This is a genomic window from Glaciecola sp. MF2-115 (genome assembly GCF_047250385.1).
In the GTDB taxonomy this organism is placed as follows: Bacteria; Pseudomonadota; Gammaproteobacteria; order Enterobacterales; family Alteromonadaceae; genus Glaciecola.
In genome coordinates, this window is the sequence record NZ_JBLBVM010000050.1 from 1 (window position 1) to 25,752 (window position 25,752).

The 25,752-nt window shown below is 37.9% G+C and carries 18 protein-coding genes; 10 read left to right on the forward strand and 8 right to left on the reverse strand.

Features of this window, described 5'->3' with window-relative positions; genetic code table 11:
• Positions 1–577: 577 nt before the first annotated feature.
• Positions 578–1,198, reverse strand: a complete 621-nt coding sequence (gene lexA / locus ACKLNX_RS08835) for a transcriptional repressor LexA (RefSeq protein WP_411695338.1) — start codon at positions 1,196–1,198, stop codon at positions 578–580.
• A 549-nt stretch (positions 1,199–1,747) separates the two neighbouring features.
• Between lexA and ACKLNX_RS08840 the strand changes: the two genes are divergently transcribed.
• The 5 genes from ACKLNX_RS08840 to ACKLNX_RS08860 are packed head-to-tail and all read left to right on the forward strand — an operon-like array spanning position 1,748 to position 12,570.
• Entirely contained in the window at positions 1,748–3,385 is a 1,638-nt protein-coding gene (locus ACKLNX_RS08840; RefSeq protein WP_412972073.1) for a type I restriction-modification system subunit M, read from the forward strand.
• Complete coding sequence (locus tag ACKLNX_RS08845) at positions 3,385–4,644, forward strand: restriction endonuclease subunit S (protein WP_412972074.1); 1,260 nt, start codon at positions 3,385–3,387, stop codon at positions 4,642–4,644. Before ACKLNX_RS08840 ends, ACKLNX_RS08845 begins: the two co-directional genes overlap by 1 nt.
• A gap of 9 nt (positions 4,645–4,653) precedes the next feature.
• Positions 4,654–7,242: an AAA family ATPase gene (locus ACKLNX_RS08850; protein ID WP_412972075.1), complete on the forward strand. Its 2,589-nt coding sequence runs from the start codon at positions 4,654–4,656 to the stop codon at positions 7,240–7,242.
• A 13-nt stretch (positions 7,243–7,255) separates the two neighbouring features.
• Positions 7,256–9,355 (forward strand): DUF262 domain-containing protein, encoded by a 2,100-nt coding sequence (locus tag ACKLNX_RS08855; RefSeq protein WP_412972076.1) that lies wholly within the window; start codon positions 7,256–7,258, stop codon positions 9,353–9,355.
• A gap of 14 nt (positions 9,356–9,369) precedes the next feature.
• Complete coding sequence (locus tag ACKLNX_RS08860) at positions 9,370–12,570, forward strand: type I restriction endonuclease subunit R (RefSeq protein WP_412972077.1); 3,201 nt, start codon at positions 9,370–9,372, stop codon at positions 12,568–12,570.
• Positions 12,571–13,036: 466 nt separating this feature from the next.
• On the opposite strand, the gene ACKLNX_RS08865 is transcribed toward ACKLNX_RS08860, so the two are convergent.
• From ACKLNX_RS08865 to ACKLNX_RS08890, 6 genes are all read right to left on the reverse strand, one after another.
• On the reverse strand, positions 13,037–13,390 hold the full coding sequence (locus ACKLNX_RS08865; protein WP_412972078.1) for a hypothetical protein: 354 nt from the start codon (positions 13,388–13,390) through the stop codon (positions 13,037–13,039).
• Positions 13,391–13,430: 40 nt separating this feature from the next.
• On the reverse strand, positions 13,431–13,985 hold the full coding sequence (locus ACKLNX_RS08870; RefSeq protein ID WP_412972079.1) for a hypothetical protein: 555 nt from the start codon (positions 13,983–13,985) through the stop codon (positions 13,431–13,433).
• 443 nt (positions 13,986–14,428) lie between these two features.
• The gene (locus ACKLNX_RS08875; RefSeq protein ID WP_412972080.1) at positions 14,429–15,112 is read right to left on the reverse strand and encodes a hypothetical protein; all 684 of its coding nucleotides are present in this window, start codon (positions 15,110–15,112) and stop codon (positions 14,429–14,431) included.
• A 50-nt stretch (positions 15,113–15,162) separates the two neighbouring features.
• The gene (locus tag ACKLNX_RS08880) at positions 15,163–15,291 is read right to left on the reverse strand and encodes a hypothetical protein (RefSeq protein ID WP_412972081.1); all 129 of its coding nucleotides are present in this window, start codon (positions 15,289–15,291) and stop codon (positions 15,163–15,165) included.
• Positions 15,292–15,301: 10 nt separating this feature from the next.
• Complete coding sequence (locus ACKLNX_RS08885) at positions 15,302–15,442, reverse strand: hypothetical protein (protein ID WP_412972082.1); 141 nt, start codon at positions 15,440–15,442, stop codon at positions 15,302–15,304.
• 287 nt (positions 15,443–15,729) lie between these two features.
• Positions 15,730–16,362 (reverse strand): hypothetical protein, encoded by a 633-nt coding sequence (locus ACKLNX_RS08890; protein ID WP_412972083.1) that lies wholly within the window; start codon positions 16,360–16,362, stop codon positions 15,730–15,732.
• A gap of 689 nt (positions 16,363–17,051) precedes the next feature.
• Between ACKLNX_RS08890 and ACKLNX_RS08895 the strand changes: the two genes are divergently transcribed.
• Entirely contained in the window at positions 17,052–18,695 is a 1,644-nt protein-coding gene (locus ACKLNX_RS08895) for a hypothetical protein (RefSeq protein ID WP_412972084.1), read from the forward strand.
• A gap of 567 nt (positions 18,696–19,262) precedes the next feature.
• On the opposite strand, the gene ACKLNX_RS08900 is transcribed toward ACKLNX_RS08895, so the two are convergent.
• On the reverse strand, positions 19,263–19,790 hold the full coding sequence (locus ACKLNX_RS08900) for a hypothetical protein (RefSeq protein ID WP_412972085.1): 528 nt from the start codon (positions 19,788–19,790) through the stop codon (positions 19,263–19,265).
• 573 nt (positions 19,791–20,363) lie between these two features.
• On the opposite strand from ACKLNX_RS08900, the gene ACKLNX_RS08905 reads away from it, so the two are divergent.
• From ACKLNX_RS08905 to ACKLNX_RS08920, 4 genes are all read left to right on the forward strand, one after another.
• Complete coding sequence (locus ACKLNX_RS08905) at positions 20,364–21,002, forward strand: Tn7 transposase TnsA N-terminal domain-containing protein (RefSeq protein WP_412972086.1); 639 nt, start codon at positions 20,364–20,366, stop codon at positions 21,000–21,002.
• Positions 20,993–22,957, forward strand: coding sequence for a hypothetical protein (locus ACKLNX_RS08910; protein ID WP_412972087.1), 1,965 nt, complete (start codon positions 20,993–20,995; stop codon positions 22,955–22,957). The genes ACKLNX_RS08905 and ACKLNX_RS08910 overlap by 10 nt, the downstream gene beginning before the upstream one ends.
• Positions 22,958–23,056: 99 nt before the next feature.
• Positions 23,057–23,941, forward strand: a complete 885-nt coding sequence (locus tag ACKLNX_RS08915) for a TniB family NTP-binding protein (RefSeq protein WP_412972088.1) — start codon at positions 23,057–23,059, stop codon at positions 23,939–23,941.
• On the forward strand, positions 23,934–25,649 hold the full coding sequence (locus tag ACKLNX_RS08920) for a TniQ family protein (protein ID WP_412972089.1): 1,716 nt from the start codon (positions 23,934–23,936) through the stop codon (positions 25,647–25,649). The genes ACKLNX_RS08915 and ACKLNX_RS08920 overlap by 8 nt, the downstream gene beginning before the upstream one ends.
• Positions 25,650–25,752 lie beyond the last annotated feature (103 nt).

A 25,752-nucleotide genomic window follows, 5' to 3' on the forward strand; every position in this document is an offset into this window, starting at 1 on the left:
ACTGAAACGCTCAAAGACTTCATTCTGCCTGAGCCTGACCGGCCGGATTATCCTAGAGCCGTAAAGATAAAGCCAACAAGATTCCCATTAAAGAAAGCCGAACATCTAAGGAAAAAACCTTAACCGAACAGCATTATGCCTGCGCAGGAATGACGGTTCTGCGCAGGAATGACGGCTCTGCGTAGGGATTACGGTGGTTGGTGCGGGTCTTCGAAGAACCGTCATACCTTCGAAGTACCGTTATCTTACGAAGTACCGTTATCTTACGAAGTACCGTTATATTACGAAGTACCGTTATATTACGAAGTACCGTCATCCCTTCGAAGGAAGGGATCTCCCACCTTTAACTGGTAAACTTAATAGGTGCTCTTTTTGGGTTTTCTTGTAGCGGATGGAGGTTCCTGCCTGCGCAGGAATGACGGTTCTGCGCAGGAATGACGGTTCTGCGCAGGGATGACGGTTCTGCGTAGGGATTACGGTGGTTGGTGCGGGTCTTCGAAGAACCGTCATACCTTCGAAGTACCGTTATCTTACGAAAAACCGTCGGCTCTTCGAAGAGCCGTTGTTTAGTGTTGCTTTACATCCACTCGGAGTTGCGGATAACGCCGACGGCGATGCCTTCGATATTGAAGGGTTGAGATGCTAAATCGACTTTAATAGGAGAAAAAGCTTCATTCTCGGCATGAAGTAAGACTTGGCTTCCACGCTTTTCGAAACGTTTGACTGTGACATCTTCATCCACTCGCGCCACAACCACTTGGCCGTTGTGTACATCGGTAGTGCGATGAACAGCTAGAATGTCACCATCCATAATACCGATGTCTTTCATACTCATGCCATCGACTCTCAATAAGAAATCGGCATTGGGTTTGAATAGATCAGGATCAATTTTGTAATGGCATTCAACATGCTCGGTTGCAAGGATTGGCTCACCTGCTGCAACACGACCGATCAACGGTAAACCTTCTTCGGCTTCATCGTCCAACGGGCAATTCAGACGTATCCCACGAGAAGTACCGGGAATAATATCAATCACACCTTTTTTCGCGAGTGCCTTTAAATGTTCTTCTGCCGCATTAGCAGATTTAAAACCTAAACTGCGCGCAATCTCTGCACGAGTCGGTGGCATTCCGGTGTCGATCATCGTTGTTTTAATTAAATCGAGTACTTCTTGTTGCCTGGGTGTTAGTGGACGCATAAACAGCCTGTTTTTCTATACAGTTCAGTGTAAGTATATACAGGAAAAGACAAATGGCAACGATCAAATTTGTGGGATCCGGTTTATTTTGCAAAAAATCCGGCTTGATTGAACTCGATTAGTTTGTTTTTTCCCTCCTAAATCCGAATTGAAACCATACAATAACTAGGGTGGATACATGGTGAAAGAATTATCCATTCTCTATTTATTTCGTATTTGGATAAAGCATTAGGTTATATCACGTCTTGCAAATTAAAATAGTAAAAAGCAACTCGATAACTGGGTAAAGATTTGAAAGCGTGTTAGTTACCTTAGTCTAAAGGAAAAAGCTACATGTAAACTGCATTTAACATGCATGTGAAAATGTTAGAGGATAAATATGCTTGTACAATTGTTGATTCCTAAATTAAAAAGCTATCTAGCTGATTTTGAACAATCTCAAAAGAATGACAATACTACTCACTAAATATCATTAAGATAGTCGCATATTTAAACTCATATTTGATACATTACCATTAGATAAAGGGAATTATAAAAAGGATTATAAAAATGGCAGATTTTAAAAAGATAGAAGAATTAGAAAAACGATTATGGTCTGCAGCAGATTCATTACGTGCTAACACCGGCTTAACTGCGCAAGAATATTCTCGACCAATACTAGGATTAATTTTCCTTAAGTATGCAGAATATCGCTTTACGTTAGCAAAAAATAAAATTGAAGAACAAACTAACTCACGTCGCCGCAGCGGTGGGGACATTAAATCGAAAATTCAAGCAGAAGGTGCGATGTACGTACCGGATGATGCGCTTTACTCGAATTTATTGACACTACCCGAAGGCTCAAACATTGGCGTTAATGTTAACAACGCGATGAAAGCGCTAGAAGCAGACAACGAAGCAATTAAAGATGCCCTGCCTAAAACCTTTACTCGTTTTGATAACGACATACTAAAAAGCTTGCTGAAAAACTTTAACGATATCGACTTCAGCCTTGGCTCAGATATCTTTGGGCGTATTTACGAATACTTCCTTAATGAATTTGCCAAAACTGAAGGTCAAGGCGGTGGTGAGTTCTTCACACCCTCAGCATTAGTAAAGTTAATCACTGAGGTGATTGAACCTTACCACGGTAAGGTATTTGACCCTGCTTGTGGTAGTGGCGGTATGTTTATTAGCTCTGCCGATTTTGTGGCAAAGCATAACAAAGACGCCTCTGATGAGTTGTCTGTATTCGGGCAAGAAAAAACAGGTGATACTGTTCGTTTATCTAAGCTGAACCTCGCGGTTCATGGTTTACAAGGTGATATCCGTGAAGGTAACTCTTACTATGAAGACCCGTTCGATTTAGCTAAAGGTGATGTAATTGACGGTAAACAATACGGTCAGTTTGACTATGTGATGGCTAACCCACCGTTTAACGTTAATGAAATCCAAAAAGACCGTTTAGAAGGTGATAAACACCGTTTTCCTTATGGTATGCCACGTAACGACAATGGCAATTACCTGTGGATTCAAATGTTTTATTCAGCACTTAACCAAAAAGGTCGTGCAGGTTTTGTTATGGCTAACTCAGCCAGTGACGCTCGTGGGTCAGAGCAAGAGATCCGTCAAAAGCTAATTGAAGAAGATGGTGTTGATGTCATGGTCGCTGTTTCAAGTAACTTCTTTTACACCGTTACTCTACCTTGTGCTTTATGGTTTTTAGATAAAAATAAACCTGCACATAATAAAGACAAGGTATTATTTATTGATGCTCGCCATATATTCCGCCAAGTAACCCGTGCTGTGCGTGATTACACTAGCGAGCAACTTAACTTTATTGCCAATATTGTGCGTTTATACCGTGGGCAAGATATTGATAATACTTATCTTGAAACTCACCCTGATGCAGGTAACGATAGTAAATTTGAACTAGAAAGCTTCTTTGCTAATGACAATGGAGAACTGACTTATCAAGATATTGCAGGCCTTTGTAAAGTAGCATCTAAAGGAGAAATCATTGAACAAGGTTATAGCTTAAATCCTGGCCGTTATGTGGGTGTTGCTGAAGGTGAACAAGAAAATGATGAAGACTTTGTTGTTAGGTTGACAGCATTACAAGAAGAGTTAGAAGTTTTGAATGTAGAGGCGCATGAATTAGAGGCTTCTATTTCAGAAAATGTAATTAAAGTTTTAGGGGCTCCTTAGTGATTACTTATAACAAAGTCCCATTGAAGGATGTGTGTAAAATAATCTCTGGTTATGCTTTCAAAAGTGAGTCTTTTAAAGTAGGTGGAAACACTCCAGTTATAAAAATTAAAAACATAAAGATAGGGACTGCTTCTCTTGATGATGCAGATTATGTTGACTCGATATTTTTAGACAAAATAGATGATAAATATAAGGTTACTGCTGATGATGTTTTGATATCACTTACTGGTTCACATATGACCCAACCAAACTCTGTCGTCGGTAGAGTTGGCAGATATCCCAGTAAATATCCAGTAGCTCTTCTTAATCAACGAGCTGGCAAAGTAATACCTAATGAAGCACGAATTGATAAAAGCTATCTTTTCTACTCTCTTCTTGGCGAGGATATTAGGAAAGAGATTGCACAAATGGCTCACGGTGCAGCGAGTCAAGCTAATGTCAGTCCAACTCAAGTAGAAAGTATAGAGATACCGCTACCTGAACTTAAATCGCAGAAGAAAATAGGTAGTGTTTTGCAAAATTACGACAACCTAATCGAAAACAACAACCGCCGTATCGATATTTTAGAGGACATGGCACAATCACTTTATCGCGAATGGTTTGTTAACTTCCGCTACCCAAGCCACGAAGATAGCCTTGATGCAGACGGTAAACCAAAACTCATCGACTCGCCACTAGGTCAAATTCCAGAGGGATGGGAAGTTAAACCATTGGGTGATCTTGTTGAGTTTAAAAGGATAACAATAAAAAAAGGAAGCGTACCTGACAACACACCTTACATGGGGTTGGAGCACTTTCCGAGAAAATCAATTGCATTATCTGACTGGGAAGAAGTGTCGGAAATTGGCAGTAACAAACTAGCTTTTAATCGCGGTGATATATTGTTTGGAAAAATTAGGCCGAATTTTCATAAAGTAGGTGTTGCACAAGTCGACGGTCTTTGCTCTTCCGATACGTTCGTTCTATCACCCAAAGAGCCTGAACACCACTCTTTAATTGCTATGGTTACATTCTCCAATGAATTTGTTGCTCAAGCAGTGCAAACAGCGCAGGGCAGTAAAATGCCAAGAGCGAGCTGGGATGTTTTAAAAGAGTTTGCTGTGTGCTTACCTGATTCTAATGCTCTTGAAAGATTTAACAGCGTGGTTAATCCTGCGATTGAGCAAATAAGATTACTTAGCCTTAAGAATAGAAATCTAAAACAACAACGAGACATGTTGTTACCGAAGTTAATTTCAGGACAAATAAAATTATAAGGATATATTATGCAGCCCGTAGAAAAACTAGTCGATTGGGTAAAAGACAAACCCGTTTTTTGGCGTCATGCTGTAAAGCTTGCGTTAAGAAAGGGTGAATTAACAGAAGCACAACACCACTTGATTTGGTCAATAGCACAAATGGAATACGGAGTTATTGAAAAGGGCGAGTTGTATCCTCTCTATGAAACCCCTGTTACTGCAACAGGATTAGTCTCAGAAGTGTCAGAGATAAACTTATCTTCGATTACTGATGTGGTGAATGTCGGCTCTTTAGCGCCAAACCAAGAACTAACTTTAAACACAAAAGGTTTAAATATTGTTTATGGTGATAATGGTACGGGTAAATCAACATATGCTCGTATTTTAAAACACGCCTGTTTAACGAGAGGTGACGTTGCACCCATACTTGGTAATGTTTTTGATAATTCGAGTGACGAATCCTCAGCAAAATTGACTGTGTGCAATGAGAGTGAATCTTTACCTGTAGATTGGACTAAAATGGCAGAACCAGACGAAAAATTAAAATCTATTCGAGTATTCGACACAGAAACTGCATCACACTATGTAAGTAAAAAAGAAGGAGTCCTTGGCTACAAACCTTTTGTTCTTAAAGTGCTAGAGAGTTTATCCCTTGCTTTAGATTACATAAAAAGACAGATTGGGGAAGAGTTAATGCCTGGTAATGGTCTTCAATCACTACCAGGGTTTTCATCTGACACATTAAGTGGGAAATTTGTAAATGGATTGAGCCATCTTTCAACGTTAGAAGAAGTTGAAAAGCATTGTGCAACTGACGACGAAATTAGCCAAATAACACCAATCCAACAAAGTATTTTTGAGCTAAAGTCTCAGTCTGTGGCGAGTATAAAACAAGGTTTAAACGCACAGGTTGCTAGGATAACTCCTTTATCCAATAAGCTTAGAGCGTTAAGCAATGCTTTATCAGATAAAGCTTATACCGACTTAAATGCTGTTAAGCAAGAAGCTGCTGAAAAAGCGGAACTAGCCAAAGAGCTGCGAGAAAGAGTATTGTCCAACTTGCCATTTGAAGGTATTGGCGATGCCAAGTGGTTAACTCTTTGGCGAGCAGCGGAATCCTTTATTAAATCTCAAACGAGTGACATATCATTTCCACCAGATGAGTCAGATACGTGCCCATTCTGCTTACAAGCTATAGGCAGTGATAGTGCACAGAAATTAGTTTCTTTTAGAGAGTATGTTGCTAACCAAGCCATTCAAGAAGCTGAGAGCGCAAGTAAGACGCTTAAAGCAGAAATCAAGAAAATTGAAGATATCGTGTTAGACCTGAGCGATTACGATGCTGTTATTGATGAGCTGACAACCGAAGATAATACATTTAAAACCTCGGTAGCAGAGCTTGTTGAGTCACTTAAATTACGCAAGTTACAATTTTTAAATTCTAATCCTGAAAGTGCTTCCCCTGAGATTGATGAAGCACTTGTTAAATACTGCGAAGACGTATTGAAAGAGTTAAATAATGACGTTAACGAGCTGGAAGGTAAAGATGATGAATCTCATGACGCCTTGATTGTGGAAAAAGAACAAGCATTAGCAGAGATCCAATCAAGAAAATTAGTTTCTGATAACAAAGAAAGCATTATCAAAAATATATCGCGCTATGTTTTTGAAAAAAAGCTAAAAGCAATTGAAGAAGTTACAAATACAAGGCAAGTAACTATTCTCGCAAATGAATTAAGTAAAGCGACAATTATTGAACCTTTGGTGAAGTGCTTTGAAGATGAGTTAAAGAAATTCGGATTTGATAGATTTAATGTCAAAGTAAAAACGAGAGGGTCATCTAGCCAACAACTTTCCAAATTAGAAATTATTGAAGGTAGCAATAATGTAGTTGCTGAAATAGCTAGTGAAGGTGAACAAAGGTGCATCGCCATTGCTTGCTTCATGGCTGAGATAATTTCAGATGGTAGACGCTCATCGGTTATTTTTGACGACCCTGTTAACTCTCTGGATCATAGATGGCGAGAAGATATAGGCAAGCGTCTTGTAGAGGAATCACTAGCAAGACAAGTAGTTGTATTTACCCATGATCTAGTGTTTTATAAGTATTTACTTGAGTGTGCTGATGAGTCAACAGACGCTTCTGTTACGCAGATTCGTTTAGATCGTAACCGCAAACATACTGGCATAGTTGACCATACTCCTCCTTGGGATGCTTTACCTATAAAAGCAAGAGTTGGGCAACTTAATGCAAGCTATCAAGCATTAGAAAAAGTTGATCGGACGGGGACTGAGCTTGAATATTCACAACACTGCTATGGTTTTTATAATTTACTTCGGGAAGCTTGGGAAAGGTTGGTTGAAGAAAAGCTGTTTAATAATGTTGTAACGAGGTTTGGCCGTTCAATTCAAACTCAACGTATCACTAAATTGATAGGAGATATTACTCAAGCAGATTACGATATTATTGAGCAGGGAATGTCGAATTGCAGTACGTTTTTTCAAGGGCATGATACTGCAACGGGCTTACAGCAAAGGCCCAGGAAAATTATAGAAGTGAAGGCTGATTTAGATTTAATCGGTAACCTATTAATAGACCTAAATAAAAGAAGATAGTTAAGGAAGTAGTATGAAAGCAACGGAAACACGACTATTCAAATTTTTACAAAAGTCTGCACAATTTATTATTCCAATTTACCAGCGCCAATATAGTTGGACTCATGCTCAATGTGAGCAATTATGGAAAGACATAGTATATGCAGGAGCAACGGATTTAGAAGCTCATTTTATCGGTTCAGTGGTCTATGTAGAGCGTGGTCTATATAGTCATAGCGATGTTCCTCAATTGTTGGTTATAGATGGGCAACAGCGCTTAACGTCAACCACGTTGTTAATCTCTGCGTTAACTCGTGAAATTCAAAAAAGAATTGATGATGGTAATGAAAATGTTGTTGATGGGACCAATGCCAAGAAACTTAAAAAGTATTACCTATGTAATGATGCTGAAGATGGTGATTTATTTTATAAACTGATTTTAACCAAGGCTGATGATAAAGCTTTACGTAGTCTAGTTGATGGCAAAAGCATAGAAGATACAGAATCCTCATTAAGGGTTATTCAGAACTTTTTATTGTTTGAACGAAAGTTACAAAATGCTAGTAATGAGCAATTAAATCAAGTTTACCTTGGTTTACAAAAGCTGATCATTGTTGATATTGCATTAGATAGAGAAAGGGATAACCCACAACTAATATTTGAAAGCTTAAACTCAACTGGGCTGGACCTAAGTCAAGCTGATCTCATTCGGAACTACGTACTAATGGGTCTTGAACCCAAACAACAAAATCAACTTTATAATGATTATTGGTTCCCAATGGAAAGTGATTTTGGTCACGGTGAGTATAGCTGGCTCTTCAACCAGTTTATGCGTGACTTCTTAACAGTAAAAACAGGTAAACCACCAAGAGTTGGTGATGTTTATGAGGCTTTTAAGAAATATGCTTCGGCACTTGAAAGTAATATTGCAGAAATTGTAGCTGACGTGCACCTTCATTCGAAATTTTATATTTCATTCGTCCGAGAACTAGAAACCCAACCTAAATTGTTAGAGGTATTTAAAGATATTAATGCTTATAAGGTTGATGTCGCATATCCTCTAATTCTTGAGCTATACCATGATTACCACTTCAATATTCTAACTGTTGATGAATTTGAGCAATGCTGTAGATTTATTGAAAGCTACGTGTTTCGTCGTTACATCTGTGATATTCCAACAAACTCCTTAAACAAAACATTCGCTGGTTTTGGCAAATCACTCAAAAAAGAGAAGTATTTAGAAAGCTTTAAAGTTGAATTGCTAAAATTAACCAGTTATCGACGATACCCTTCTGATGACGAGTTTAAGCGCTGTCTTGCGACCAAAGATATGTACAATATTCGCAGCAAAGCATATTGGCTTAGACGACTAGAAAACTTTGGTAGAAAAGAGCGAGTTATCGTAGAAGATTATACGATTGAACATATTATGCCGCAAAATAGTAAGTTATCTGACGAATGGAAAATGGAGTTAGGTGACAATTGGCAAGTTATTCAAGAAACATATTTACACACTGTTGGAAATTTAACGCTAACTGGTTATAACTCTGAATTAAGTGATAAGCCTTTTATAGAAAAAAGAGATATGGAAGGCGGTTTTGCCCAAAGCCCACTAAAACTAAATCAAGGTTTAGCAAACCTTAGTAATTGGAACGAACAGCAAATTAAAACTCGTATTACTGACTTAAGCAATAAAATGTCAAAAGTCTGGCTATACCCAGATATAGATAAATCTATTTTAGAGTCATACCGCACAATTGATGAACAAAAAACGTCTTATTCTATTGAAGATCATCCTTTCATTGACAAAGGTGCGACAAAAGATCTGTACCAAAAATTTAGAACACAAATTTTGGCACTTGATGAGAATGTTAGGGAAGAGTTTTTGAAGCTTTATGTTGCGTTTAAGTTAGATACAAATTTTGTAGATGTAGTGCCACAAGCTTCAGGATTGCGCTTATCTTTAAATTGTAAATATGAAGATATTCATGATCCTAAAGGACTTTGTAGAGATGTAACTAACCTTGGTAGGTGGGGAAATGGTGATGTTGAACTGAAGGTATCTCAAGTGTCTGAACTCCCATATGCTTTAGAACTAATACAGCAAGTTATTGATATGCAGATCTCAGGCTAGAATAGGTAAGTGATATGACATACACGGAAGATGTTTTAGTAGAACAGCCAGCAATTCAGTTATTTTCAGATTTAAATTGGAAAACGGTAACGTGCTGGGATGAAGTATTTGGTTCCTTTGATGATGAATCATTGGTTCATAACCCAATGTTTTTTGGTAGAGAAACTCGTAATGACGTTGTGTTATGTTCTCGATTAAAAGCATCACTACTAAAGCTTAACCCTAATATTAGCCCAATGATAATTCAAGAAGCCATTGACGAAATAGCGCGTGATAGAAGCGCTATGACGGCAATATCAGCTAATGAAGAAGTTTACGAGTTATTAACTAGTGGATACGTGTACACAACAAATGCTGAAGATGAAGAAGATTGCGTTGTTCAATATATAGATTGGTCAAACTCCGGCAACAATGAATTTTTGCTTTGTAGCCAAATGAGCATCACCGGAGAAATTGAAACGCGCAGACCTGATTTACTTGGCTTTGTTAATGGCCTTCCACTCGTATTTGTAGAGCTAAAAGCAAGCCACAAGAACTTATTAACCGCTTACAAAGAAAACCTTGCCGATTACCGTAAAACTATTCCCCAGTTATTCACTTTTAATCAATTAATTCTGTTGTCAAACGGCGTGCAATCAAAGGTTGGCTCTATATCAAGCCAATGGGAACATTTTGCTGAATGGAAGAAAATTGAAAATGAATCTGAAGAGCGAAGGGTTAGTTTAGAAGTTGTTATTCGTGGGGTATGTGAGCAAAACCGTCTGCTCGATATTATTGAAAACTACGTATTGTTTGTAAAAACAAAACAAACGATAAAAATCATTGCCAAATATCATCAATATCTTGGTGTTAACCAGGCATTGTCAGGCTTAACTAATGTAAAACAACGTGCCAGTTCAGCTAGTTCTGGTCAGTTGGGTGTGTTCTGGCATACACAAGGCAGCGGTAAAAGTTTTTCGATGGTCTTTTTCTGTAAAAAAGCCTTTCGCAAATATACCGGTAACTGGACATTTGTTTTAGTTACCGACAGAACCGACCTCGATGATCAAATTTATAAAACCTTTAATGCAGCGGGAATCGTTACCGAAAACTGTCAAGCAGACTCAGGTGCGCAATTAAAGTTATTGCTTGGGGAAGATCACCGTTTTGTATTCACCTTAATTCAAAAGTTTAAAGGTGATGAAAAAGGCAATTATCCGATTTTATCGGAACGTGATGATATTATTGTTATTACTGACGAAGCCCACAGAAGCCAATACGACTCTTTAGCGATGAATATGCGCAATGCTATGCCTAATGCCTCATTTATGGCATTTACGGGCACTCCGTTGCTTGCAGGAGAGGCTAAAACACAAGTAGTGTTTGGTGATTACATTAGTATTTATAATTTTTCAGATGCGGTTGACGATGGTGCGACTTTACCTCTGTATTATGAAAACCGAGTGCCGGAAGTATCACTAGCGAATGAAGGTATTGGTGATGAAATCGCTGAAATACTAGATGAAGCAGACTTAACTGAAGAACAACAAACTCGTTTAGAAACTGAGTTTTCTAAGGCGTATCATATAATTACTCGCGATGACCGCTTGGAAACTGTCGCTAAAGACTTAGTAGAACATTATATTAATCGTGCGCCTTTTTCTGATGGCATGTTAGGTAAAGCCATGGTTGTTTCTATTGATAAAGCAACTACGATAAAAATGTATGACAAGGTTCAGGCTGCTTGGAAAACCAAGTTAAACAGCTTAATAGCGCAAGCTAAAGTAGCCAGAGGAAGTCGTTTAAATAAGCTAAACTTTCAAATAGATCATATGACATCAATTGATATGGCGGTTGTTGTATCCGGTGGGCAAAATGATGATGAACGTCTTGCTAAGAAAGGTCTTGATTATAAACCTCATCGTGAGCGTTTCTTAAAAGAAAAAATTGATGAGCAATTTAAAGACCCTCAAGATAACTTAAGAATAGTATTTGTTTGTGCCATGTGGCTAACCGGATTTGATGCCCCATCTGTGTCTACACTTTACTTAGATAAACCCTTAAAAAGTCATACATTAATGCAAACCATTGCTCGCGCTAACCGTGTGTATGCAGGCAAATCTGCAGGGCAAATTGTTGACTACATCAATATTTTTAGTTCGCTTCAGCAAGCTTTAGGCATGTACGGTGGCGGTGTCGCTGAAGGTAGTGGTGGGTATCAGGTAGACAGCCCCGCCAAAGATAAATCAGAATTGGTAACAGCATTGGGCATTGCCGTTGGTGAGTTACAAGTTTTCCTAAATAACAATGATGTAGATTTAGCAGGCATAGTGTCAGCTCCGGCTGATGGCTTTGCTAAGTTATCTTTGTTAGATAACGCGAGTGAAATACTTTTAGACCCTAAAAACAAAGATGAATTTACCGCATTTCTTCGTCAAATAAACCGTATCTTCAAAGCGATAATGCCTGATGATAGTGCTAATAAATATGTGCCCTATCGAATCGCGATTAATATCATTTATTCCCAAATGCGTTTGAAATCTGGCTTATCAATTGATGATGAAGATGTGCTCGATGTCGTGCGTAATCAAGTGAATGAACTGCTTGATGAGTCGATATCAACGATTGAAATTAAAAGTAACTTACCAGAGCCTATTAATATTGCGGATATAGATTTTGATGCGCTAGCAACTATGGTTGCCAAGGTTGAAAAACCTAAACAGTCGGATGCAGAGCGTTTAAAAAACCTGATTGAGCGAAAGCTTCAGCCAATGGTGTTAAAAAATAAAGCCCGTCAAGATTTACAACAAAAGTTCTTAGATTTAGTTGAGGAATATAACCTAGGGGCTTATACCGCTGAAGAGTTCTTTAATCGTTTGAAAGAGTTTATTAATGACTTAGAGCATGAAGAAAAACGCACCGTTCGAGAGGGCTTAACTGAAGAAGAACTAGCGGTATATGATCTGATGATTCAGGACGCACCATTAACCGATAAAGAGCGTAGCCAAGTTAAAGAAATAGCCAAAGAATTAACCGCAAAAATGCAGGATATTTTAGTTATCGATTGGCGTAAAAAACAGCGAACTAAGGCTAGAGTGAAAAATATGATTGAAGAAGTATTAGATAGCTTACCTGAATCATATGATGATGACTTATGGCCTAAGACTTGTGGCGATATATATATGCACATATTTGAAAAATATCCTGGTCAAGGGCAAAGTGTTTATATGGGTTAGTGTCAATACAAAGGGAAACTGTCGATCTAATTACCAGGCGACTTTGTCGAAATGACAGTAGCCATAAGAGTTTGATTTCGTAATCTAACGGCACTTAAATAAGTGCTTGGCGCGAAATCAGACGTCCCATTCTGAATAGTAAAATGAGTATCTAGTGCCAAACACCGGCCATTCCAGGCTCAGAAATATCTAGTCTATTGTTAGAAGCGGGTGCTCAACGCTGGGTTCTGCAGCAAATTTGAAGCGCAGCGGAAAATTTGTCTGTCAGAAGCGTCTTGATATTGGGCATTATCAACGGCCAAAGGTTTCACATATGTATTTGTCGTACTCATAGCAATACATATGAGGATATTCCATTCCACTTCGGCTTATATAAAAAAGCACCCCTTGCAAATCCTCTCTGGCGAAAGACTTAACAAGTTTTGCACTCAAATCGGATTGTAGTGAAAGGCGATCAGTATTTGTTTTAAGGATTGTAGAGTGAGACAAAAATGGAGGAACCACCAACATTTAGAATAAAAAGAGTTTTATGCTCACTCTTTCCCACATGCCTCTGCCAAATCAAATCATTTTCCATCTTAACAATAGAACCTTTCGGTTTATCACGGTATGTAAAGGACCAAAGCATCACATTAATTACAGAGCTTCTGTAGACTCCCATCAGTTCCTTTCTTAAGTACCCTGCTGCAAAATCAGGGTTGTCTGATGAAAAATATGTTTCTAAACCGACCTCATCCAAAAGCGCTGATAAATCTCTACCTATCCAAGCATCATCCGCAGCAAAGGAAAATTCAACATCAATTCTTTTTGAATCTGACATATTCTCTCCGTATGCCCATTAGTAACTTGATAGACATACACTACTCTCGAATTGTAATAATTTTTACCCAGCTTACACTCTTATCCTCACCTTCAAAAACTTCGATAGTCGCTTCTCCAGAACGAACAAACTCCAACTCCATATCTGCTGTGCCATTTTCAGCAGTAAATTCTTGCCTACCACCACTTTCGGACTCGTATGTACTGGTAGTCCAATTTGAACGCTTTGAAAGATTATACTGCCATGAATGACCTTTGTCTGATTTATGAAGCGGCTTAGGCCCCTTGAGCACAACGAGTATCCTTGATTTCTTTGGAATCTCTGCACGAAAACCGACTTTTTCATTAATTCCAATTGACTGGGCTGTATTAGAAAGTACATTTTTCCCATATCTGCCGCTTTGAGGGTATTCAAAGTTCTCATGAACAACAGTTTGGCTATTACTGGCATTATTCTTCTCTTTTAAGAGCTGTATTCGTTCTTTATAGAATAAATTGGCAGCAGCCCAGCCTAAACCAAAAAACATTAAAGCAAGTGCTATTGCTACCCAAGGGTTAACTGACAGCCATTCCCAATTATTTTTTATAATATCCATATTTAAAACTAGTCCTAAACTATTTGTATTTCTAACAATTTACTACTGAGAATTTATAGTAACACTCGTTTTCCTTGAAAAGCTAAATTTTGTGTTTTCATTGGAAGGGCTGAATGACTATAATTACCGTGAAGCTGCCATTATATCAGCCTAGTTTCTACAGGAATTAAATTAGATTACCTTTGAAGTAAAAGACCAAACGACGTCTCTGATTGAAACGTGGTTTGGTCCTGCCCACCCCTTTCCCTTTTTGCTTAGGATTTTTTCAGCTACTTGGCGTACCTTTCACCTAGCCATTGGCAAATCACAAAGCACCTTTATGTTGAATGCGACCATAGCGTCAAATAGCTATAGTGGCACCGCGAAGCGAAACATAACAAGATGGCTGTATTCCCAGCCTTTCACGGAGTATTACTCCAGTTTTTTTGGGGTTTACCGATTATCTAATTTTGGTTCGAAATGTCAATAACATCAGGCAATTGAATGCCTTCTCGCATCAAATGTCGTCTTATATTGAATTGTAATTCTTGACCAGAAAAAATACACTCCTTGCTAAAAATAATGCGCCCTTCAGCAAGATTTTTAGCTACTTTATCAACACAATGTAATAACTCTTCTATTGTTAAAAGCTCTGAGGTTCCTTCCGATATCCAGTTAGCATCTTCATTGTCACAGTGGGATAACGACGTTAGTATATCTGAATCAATAAATTGTTCGGCATCGAAACCTTTTCTAGTTTGTGAAACCAAATAATAGCTATCGTCTTTTCGATAAATTAAAAATCTATGAAGAGCAATATTAAGTTGTTTTTTGGAAACTCGAATGTATTCACGAACGACATGTTTTACAACTAGGTCACCTGTTAACTTAATAAAGTATTGTTGCTCATCTTTTTCAATAAATAATAGATGTTCAGACTTGCGCCTCAATTGCTCGCCAAACACCTTTACGAAGAATCCCATCTGGCGTTCATAAGCCAATACCCCGTCATTTAGCCAGCGGCTAACCATGGATATGGACTTTGGACTTAACCCAGCTTTTTTAGCGATTTCCTTATTGCTCATGCCAGAATCTTTGGCTAATTTCAAAAGCCTTTTTGTGTCCTTACATTTTTTATCCGTTTTCAAAAGCTACTCCTTTGGCTGGTAGAAATTGTATTATCTACCAGCCAGTTAGGTTAGTCATCCCCAATATAGTCATCATTATTTGGGTTATGACAATCAGCCCAATCATCCATATCTGCTTCATTGTTTGGGTTGTTGATGTCTGACCATACATCAAGCTCTTCTTGTGACATATCTGACATATATTTCTCCTTATTTTTTACCTTTGTAACTAGGGTTATTTGGGTTTAGTTGATTACTTCTGTTATCTAACACCTTTTGGTGTGCAGTATTTGTCCCTGAAGTTCCTGTATTCTGATTTTTTTGGTTGGCTTTGTGGTTATTGTTACTCATGACATTCTCCTCTGTGTTGTGTCATGGTTATATTAGTAACTGAATTACTTGTGATGAAGTGATGAGTTGGTGATAGTTTGGTGAAAGGTTGTGATAAATAGTGATAGGTTCAATTTTATAACACTTGGATTGAGAATAACTTTACCGATTACACTAATTCAGTTCGAATCAGTTACGAGTTGAAGCTGAACGGCTGCTAATCACAAAGCTGCCATTGAAATAACCGCATTAAAGACGAACAACTTGTTGCTAGTACAGCGCTGTAAGAGTGATTTTTGATGGCTTTGTTAGCTGTTTATGATTTCAATATTATTCAGCCTGTCACTAATCATGCTTGCTATATCGTCTTTAATTACTTCTAAAGTATCAAGGCGTTTTCCCGCTAACGCTCGTTCTGTAGTGTATGAATACGAAGTATTTTCCTTTTTTGCCTTTATGCAAGCTGCGGAATAAAATAATTCGTTCCTAAGTTCTCTCCCATACTCAACCATTTTCAGTTGAATCGCTGAGTCAACAAAAGGCTTTTTTGACCTAAACACTCTCATTGTTTCTATGTACTTGTCTTCCGCCTCATCATAAGCTTTTTTATCTCCGTATGAAGATTCGTCTTCCGAATACAAATGCTCTAATCTAAATATATAGTCAGTCATTAAATCTAATGCTTCCCACATTGCCTTATATGACTCAAATTCTACTTCAAATTGTGACTTGAAAACTAAGAGGTTTTTTGATGACTTTTCTTTGAATGCTTCAACAGCAATATTCAATTCATTTTGAATTTTAGCCAACTCAATCTTATGGATATTTCTTTCATACTCCAATATGCGATCAAGGTGTCGCTTACCCAGCCATCCAAACAGTCCACCCAAGATGATTGTGGTGCCGCCAATTGAACTTAAAATTATTTGGTATATTTCCATAATCCTTTGGTCACAGTTAGTCATTTAATAGTTCGCAAATTACGCGCTTTTCTACCGAGCATGTGCTCGTTTTTTCCATGATGCCATGATTTAGCTGGTTCTTTCAAAAGTTTAAAACTATTTTGACCGTCCGGAATCTATCAAAAGCATCCAGTCAGGCAACATTCACTGGCCGCCTACAAATGGCACTGAGCCGAACTTCGGCTTAGAGCGATAAGCTGAAGTTGACTTGAGTATCATCGGTCGACCGCTTTAGACAAGGAGCGGACGTTCATTGATATGAGCTTCTATTTCAGTTTTGTGCCAATTGCAGACGTTCACCAACATTCAGCTGAATTGGTGCTTTGGGCAGAAAGCCGACTGTCAGGATTTTTTACAATACGACGGCAAAGAGCGATAAGTAATAGTATAATAGTTGTGGGTATTGTGTATTCAAACCGAATTTTCAAGGTTAATTATTCTTTAGAAATATCCACATTTTACTTAGACGAAGCTCAATAACACCTATAAAACGCTAACAAAGTAACGTCACTAAACCGTATAAATCCATTTTTATTGGCACCACTTTTTGTCAATTAATTTTACATAATCGATTTCTTTTTTTTATAAATCATTCAATATCATAAAGTTACGGATTGGCCTAACTTTTGCTAATATTGATTTAGCATAATATTAAAAAAGGAATTAACATGGGAAAGCTAGGGATAAAAATAATAATAGCAATAAGCACCATCCTGTCAGCTCAGGGGCATAGTTCAATAAATTCGATAATACTTTTTGATGGTCAATTCAACAATTCAGGAAGAACAGTCGATAGCAGTGTAGAATGGGACGTTAATGATACTTTTTCTGGATACTTGACACTTGATAGTTCTTTTGTATTGGAAGCCCCTGAGCCTTTCGAGCAACAATTTTCGCTGGGGAATCTCGGTGCAACTATTTATTCAGATGAACTCGGAAAGACAGTCGGTGGTGGAAGCTTTGTTGAGTTTTATTACGATGCGAATGGAGATAAAATCAAGAATGTCTTCGATGGGCCAACTGACTCTACTCATTTAATAACAAGGTTCAATTCTTCTTCAGAAGCAGCATTTCCAACATTTGAGTTTGACTTTACTGAACTTAGCAATGAAAGCATCGAATTTTCAATGTCTAATGCCCTTGGGGGGTACTCTGAAAGTTCTATCACCGATGTTGTCAGTTATAATTTAGATGATATCCAACAAAGTGTTTTTATTGACTGGAGTAGTGTTAATCCAGTAGGCTTTGTACAAACTCAAACGAGTGATGGGTGGGACACTATCGCTGACTATTCTGTGGTTGGCAGTAACACGAAATACCAGTCCGTAACTCAGGCTTCGCGCCGCTCAATACTTGCTGAGACACGAGCAATATTCGAACGTTCTGGTTTAAATAATATAGCAATTTTTGATGATGTAAGATTGTTTGATATTTTTAACACTGACAATAACGTTACCACGGTAAACTTCCACGACGAACTTAACTTTGATAAAAGTTTATATGGAATCGCTTATGAAGGTGTTGATTTCAAGAACCAAACAAAGAATGACAACGTAACAGTTTTCTGGAATGAATCATATGATTTACCAAACAACGTAGATTTTATTAATAATGAGCAATACTATAATTTTGCTCATACGATAGCTCACGAGGTAGGACATGCAATGGGAGCCGCTCATATTGATGCTCCTGGATTAAACAATACTATGGAACGGTTTTTCTTTGAACCAGTCACTTTTTATGATGGTGTTGCTGATATAGATGATGAGGGAAACTTTTTAACACACAATCCTCGTTGGCATTTAGGCCGATATGGAAATGGTGAAAGTAAGCAAGAATTATCAGTAAAAAATATAGAGGCTGGAACATATGACAGACTTCCTGCATTTATATCGAGACTCGATTTCACACTGGAAAACATTGACTTGCAAGACGCAAAAGTAGGTTATTTCTTGGGTGAGGGAGAGTCTCGGAGTTTTATTGATGTAACGAAAGGTGTGGGTCTATTTCAAGGCTCAGTTTACACTCCTCCTCATGTACTCGAATTGATTGTTATAGGAAAATCAGACCGTTCGCTAACTAACTATGACGTTGCATCTGACATTTTTAATGTCGGTAACGGCTTAAACGAGCAATTCCAATTAGCATTGTCTCAATATGACTCGAGCACTGGTAGTATCGATAGTTTTGGAACCATTAGAGCACGGGTTAGCCAAGTAAGCGCACCTCCCATTGTAATACTTAGTAGCTTGTGTTTATTTGGTATATTGCTATGGAGAAAATGGCTTGAAAATTTTTCTTATATTGAATAAGGTTCATTGAAAAGTGCATGAACAGGATTCCATTTATATTTGAGTTTTCGATAAAGTTCTAGGGTTGCATCTGCATCTGCATCTCCCATTATATACTGGCTAAGGCTCTTATTTAAGAAAGGCCTTTAGGGGGCTTTCTGTTATATTGAGAGGATTTAATAAAAAAGTGTCGTCGTATCCCAAAGCCCGTCTACTGTTGCGTAATTTAGCAACACATTTCGGAGTCGCTTTTTATTAATTGATAACACCATGCGAAGAAAACGCCGAAGCAAAGAAGAATGGAAAGTTACGCTGAACGCTCAAAGTGTAGGACAAATTAACTCTATCGACTAGCCTTTGTGACGGCTGTAATATAATTGGATGTAATATTGTCTTTTACTTTGAACATTCGCTCTAGGGAGCGACAACTCAAAGTTCTGAAATGACTCCTTTTCGCTCAGAGCCGACCGTTGAGCAATTTTTACGACAGTCTGCAAACTGCTGTTTATGCAACGCTATAACTGTAGTAGTCCAAGGAGCACTAACATGAAACAGAGAAAAGCATTAATAATGCCTGAAATAAATATACTAACTCTCAGCAATATTGATTGGATTTACTCTCTTATGTTTATCTGCTCTATAACTCGTAAAGTCCAATCGCTGTCTGTAAAATTCTGAGTGGCTCTTGTAAGTAACGCTATTCTTGGCTAAGTGTTGCAGAAAAAACACCTGCTCAACTTCCAGCCTTCGCAGATTCTCATACTGATCCTTCACTCCCAGCAATCTATAACACGCAAATTCGAGTGCAAACTCAACAAAAGCACCCTTTGACACTCTAAGTTCACCGGAAGTATAAACGAGCTGATTGTTTACACCTTCTGAAAGAGGTACGTCAAATCGAACAAGCCCTTCAGCTTTACGAGCTTGCTCCAACAATTTGAATCCTTCTTCGTTATTTCTACCAACACTGTAAATATTCCTTCTACCGAGTAAGAATTCAATTTCATTCTCAATGAAATATCTAGACCAGAATGTGGATTTCAAACCCAAGCTCTTACACATGAATTTAAAGTTAGTTGCTGAAGATTCTGAAATTTGGAATGTACGATTTTGCATTTTAATTAACCCATTGATTTAAAAGCACGAATTTTTTCGTAAAATAAAAAATAAAGAAAAAAAACACGCTAAATTACTTAAAAAAACAAGAATTATAAGCCATATACGTCAATTAATGTCCACATTTCGTCAATCATCATGAAAATATACAAGTAAAGGCCTAAAATAGGATGTTTATTTTTTACATCAAAAATCGGAACTCATTTCTAGCAACCATAAAATCAATAAGTTAGCTAAAATCGTCGAGCTAAAAACAAACAGTTTTAGTATAAAATTTAACCTTGTTTACTTTTGGTAAAATAGCCTTTTTAATGTATCAGAGCGTTGTTTTTGGAACTCTAAACTTGTTATTCGAAGCTAATAATACTTTTCGTGAAATTAGTGTGTTTGATCACTCGGAACCGAGCCAATTTAAAGTGCGAGGAGCAAAATAGAATGGGGTAAATGCTTTACAAAACCTTTAAATATAGTCTAGAACAGATGTATGGGCAAGAAAAAACGGATTTATTTTTCGCGATTTTTTACAAATATTGTCATTTATGATTGTTAATTATTGGAAGAGAGAAACTTGTAATGCAAAGAAAGAGAACATTACCTCGCACGAGTCGCGTATTGAATATCACGCATTTCTATTCAATGAAAAACGGAAAATCAATATATTGCGAGAGTAAGCTTGAGCGAGATGTCATGCTTACACTTGAATTTGATACCAATATTCGAGCATATACCAGTCAACCACTCTCTATAATTTATGAACTAAATGACAAAGAAACTCGCTACACCCCAGATCTTTTAGTGCAGACGGTGACTGGCGACTTGTACTTCATCGAAATTAAACCTCATTCGATTTTCCAGCTTGAAAAAAACAAACAAAAGTTCGCATTTCTTATAGCTCACTTTCGAAATAAATATCAGCGAGAGCTTCAACTAGTGAGCTGTCATGACATTTATATCGGAGCACAAATACCCAATTTAGATTCACTTTATCGATTCAAAAAATTCAATGTCACTCAAGCAGCAAAAGTGCTCTTCGGTGAGCTTCCGAATGTGATTGATTCAACGATCTATCGACAACTACGCCGCGATGAAAACAAACATCTTTACAACGATTTCATGACATTACTAGCACACAATTTCTTTCATTTTGATATCACAAAAAATTTTGAATCCACACAGTCGTTCTTTAAGAAAAGGGAAACGTCATGCAAATAATAAAGCAAGACATGCGTGTCAATTATCATAAAACACCTGCGCTAGTAAGAACTGTTGATAAAGATTTCATTATTCTTCAACTCGCGAATGACAAAAGTAAAGTGATCTCTGTTGCAGAATACTTTCAACAGACTCAAGATGGTCGCATTACACCTTATGAGCCCAGTTTAGCATTAACTAAACAAAGCGTTTTTCTCACGTCTAAACAAAATGAACAGCTTCAGAAGATGAAAGATTATATCTCTCCACTTTTAGAAGAAGAGTCACCATGTTCTATCCGAGTCCGTCAACGTATTATAAGTGAAGTATCAAGAAAGCGAGGAGATAGCGGGAAAAATATCCCCTCTACAAGCACTTTATACTGTTGGTATAAAACGTTTGTTAGCGACAAAGTCAATCGAAACTACCTAAATTTGATTTTACCGAGTAACGTAAAGAGAGGACGTCATATTTCGACTGAAATTTTTGACTTATTCTCTAGTGTTGTCGACGAGTGGTATCTTAAACCACTCAGTGAGGGAGCACTGAACAAAGAGCAAACATATAGAAAACTGAAGATTGCATTCTCACAATACAAAAGCGAGCTACCAGCTTTCGACCGAGAAAAAGCCAAACTCTTTTCTCGCACCGTCTTTTATGAGCTTATCAACGAGTTATCACAGTTTGAGGTTGCCCAAGAGCGAGAAGGATATTCAGCTGCCTTACAACGATATCGCTATACCAAATCAGTTTACATTGCCGAACGACCACTTCAAAGAGTTCAAATTGATGCGGTTCATATCAATATCGCGTTAAGAAATGAAAATGGCGACTATGTTGGAATGCCGGTTGTTTTTTTTGCCATTTGTATTTTTACTCGCGCAATTGTTAGCTATGTCATATCAATCGCAAAAAAGCGCAGAGAAGACTTATCGAGCGCTATCGATACAGTTAAATGTGCGTTATTACCAAAATCAGCACCTGAATATACGGAAAACGGCTGGCCACTTTACGGCAGAATCGAATCGATTCAGTTTGATTCGGGTATTTTTGCCTCCCAAACCTTTAAGAACTTTCTTGAAAGTATGCAGATCGAAGGGATTCAAAATCCGCCTAAAAAGTCCTGGCGTAATGCCTTTATAGAACGATTTAATCGTACTTTTCGTGAGCAATGCTGTAGAAAAATACCAGGATACGCGGGTAAAAACGAAGGAAGAAAAGACTCCACTGTTATACAAATGCTGCCATACACAACTCACGAGGAATTCAAAAAAATAGTGGATTGTTTCATACTAGATATCTATCACCAATCCCCCCACAAAGGATTGGACGGGAAGTCTCCAGCGCAAGTGAGTCAAGAATATAATGACATCGTAACAATAATGCCTCCAGAGCTCATCGCTTCAATTGATGATTTTCGCGGAATAAAATCGACCGGCACGATTCAAGCCCATAAGGGTATAGAGAAAAATTATCATTTCTATCACAGCGAACAACTACGCGAATATTACGTAGCAATCGTCGGCTCAAAGAAAGTCAATCCGCGAGTCACATTTTTTTACTCTGAAAATGACATATCGAAAATTTCAGTTCTAAATGAAAAAACTGGAGAACTGTTTAATGTCCCTTCTATCACCCTAAATGAACCAATTTCGCTAGCTGAAGACAGAGCAAGGCGAAAGGGTGAAAACAACTTTGATAAGCCTATTGTGTATGATTCGATGACGCCAATCATCAACGATATAACTAGCAGAGCTAAAACGGAGAAAAGTGAAAACAAGAAAAGGCGCAAGGCAAATCAGCAAAACAAAGCTAAACACAAAGCTAATCTAACGGACGAAGCACTTTCTAAACTGCTTAAACCTTCGCCAATTCATGGGAAATCTCGACACGTTGATCGAAAACCAACTCCAACCAAGACCAAGACAGAAGCGTGTCGCTCACGTAAGAAAAACGTTTCAAAATTTGATACTTAATTTTCACTCCAAATAGAGGTACTTACATTGCAGTTTTCGTTGTCGAAGGAATCTTATCGATTTGTTGATTATTATTCTGATATACCAAAGTTCTCTGACGTGTTTCTTGAAATTGATGACGTCATTTTGTCTCGTCATCTTGAAACTTGCGGCGGGCTTCTGATCGGGGCACCAGGGACTGGTAAAACGACGCTTTGCAAGCGCTTTATTGAAACCAGAGCGAATGCGTCAAAAGTTAGTGCGCGAGAATTCGGGGTTTATGTAGAAAGTCCAGGCTCATCAATCACTGAGCTATTGACCGAAATATTGCGTGCTTTAGACGATATAGCTCCAGAAAAGGGAACTATTGCATCAAAGCAACATCGTATTATTACACTGATAAATAACTTGGATATTAAAGTCGTTTTTTTAGATGAAATTCAAGTTGTTTTGCCAACCAGCCGGCTTTTACCAACATCAAAGATACTGAAAATCATCAAGGAACTTGTCAACAAGACGAATTGCGCCTGGGTAGTCGCCGGTGTTCCAGAATCGGCTCAAATTTTATCTATAGATGCACAAATATCAGAGCGCTTTACTAGAACATTTAAATTAACTTCGTTTTGCATGCTAGACAATGAAAGCACCCTCGACTTTTTTGAATATCTCATCGATATATTGGCCCATATAAAAAGAAAAATGCCCTTTTTTAGTTGTCTCAACGACTCAATCACCGATGATGGTTTTGAGTATAAGACCGACATAAATTACGACAATTTACTTCGTTTTCTGCTTGCAACAAAAGGAAAGCCTAGACAAATTCGGCATTTGCTCTCTGAATGTATTCACCACACTCAGCCCTCACAGAAAATCAACTTACAAACGTTAGCCGACTTGTATGAACGTGTTTTTTCAACAGAATTTAACATGTCCAAAAATAATCCTTTTCGTGGATCCATCAAAGAAGTCAAAAGACTACTAATAAAAGAGAATTTATATGCCTAAAGTTTTTCGTATTAACCTAAAGCCGGAAGTTGGCGAGTTGTTCAAAGGTTTTTTGTTAAGGTTAGCAAAAGAAAATGGATTTATGACAATAAAAGAAATGTTCAGTGCAATTGGCATGGTATACACAAGTTCCTGCTTTAAACGAACGAGCAAAATGCACAAAGATTTGTTTAGCACGCTCGCACCAATGCTCAATTTTAAAGTAGATTCACTACAGCAATGCTTTGAATCGTTGAATTTCTTCGAAATAGAAAATAAAGACGCCTCTCTATCAATTCAAACGAATACTCCTTCCGTCTGTATCAAATGTTTAAAAGATAGCGGCTTCATTCGTGAAAATTGGCAGCAATATCACGTTACATATTGCAAATTTCACTCCGGCGAATTGAACACTCACTGTCCTAGCTGTGCTGAAAGACTCTCCTGGAACGCAGATATATTTTCCGGCTGCAATCGATGTGGCTACCGCTGGTGCGAACACGTTTTACAATTGTCAGAGGAGCCAGAACATCTCCGCTTTATAGAAAAATTAACGGGTAGAAAAGAAGAAACTATATTTCTCTCTTCACTTTATAAAGCTTTTTGCGAATTAGCACAGCCTTATTCATTTGCACCCACGAAGGTTGACTTTAATCAATATAACAATAGTGAATTAAGTAATCAGTTTACGCATGCGTTTCAACTAATTACCAGTAAGGCATCAATGTTATTATTTACAGAAAGTATTCATTCTAAACTGGCGAATACGATGCAGTTTGTTTCATTTGAATTACTAAAAAAACTTGAACATCCGATTAAAAATATCCGCCCAAACTTTTTTCAGTACGATACCGCAAACAATAGAGCGTTGATGACTACAAAGATGGGTAAAACGTTGATTACGGAGGTGCAAGTTGGACGATTACTTGGTATACCGCCTGTGACTGTGCGCTCGCTTAGTAAATTGGGACAATTTTCCTCAATAAACTACAACAGAAGCCGACAGTACGATTTGTACGAAATTGATAGTTTCATGCTTACCTGGTCAAAGAGAGCGTCGCCAATTCAAGCCGACGAGATACATCTGCTATCAAGTCTAACTACTTTACACACCATGTCAGTGAAGCACCTTCAAAGCGAAGCCGAAGCTTTAAACTCTTTACTAAAAAGCAACCTATCGGTATACGTTGCGCCCGCAGCTAAAAACCTAAATGACTTCTATGTAGATAGAAACGACTTTTTAGCACTGATTTCTACTCAATATGACGATGTAACCTCCCATCTTCTAAGCTATACAGAGCTGGGCGAATATCTCTGCACTAATCGCTTAAAAGTATCGGAGTATGCAGAAGCTTTTGGATGGAAGCCTGTATTAACAAGCCGCAATGTCAAAAAATTTGACAGGCAAGATGTGTACGAGACGATGGAGTCTCACATTTTTCTGGACAGGTGGTGCGGTTTTAAACCGTACCCTAAAAACGGATTAGATACTTATCTTCAGCAACACGGATTACGACCCGTTTTGAGTGCCAGAAAAGGTACAAGTCTTCATGTCTATATAAAATCGTCTAAGTTGATTGAATTAATTGAGCTATACGAGCAGCTTTGGCTACAACTTCAACCTCCGAATATTGTTCGTGAACGATGTAAAAATAAAAATATTCCATTCGTACAAATTAACAACAAACTGCTGATGCATGACTTTCAGCTCTATCCATATCCAGCCTAGCTTTTAACTCCACTATGTTAAGCAAGCCTAACTGCGGCTTGCTCTATTTAAGTCTACGCCAACGACTGACGTTTATACTCTTGCATAATAAAAATTTTCTGAT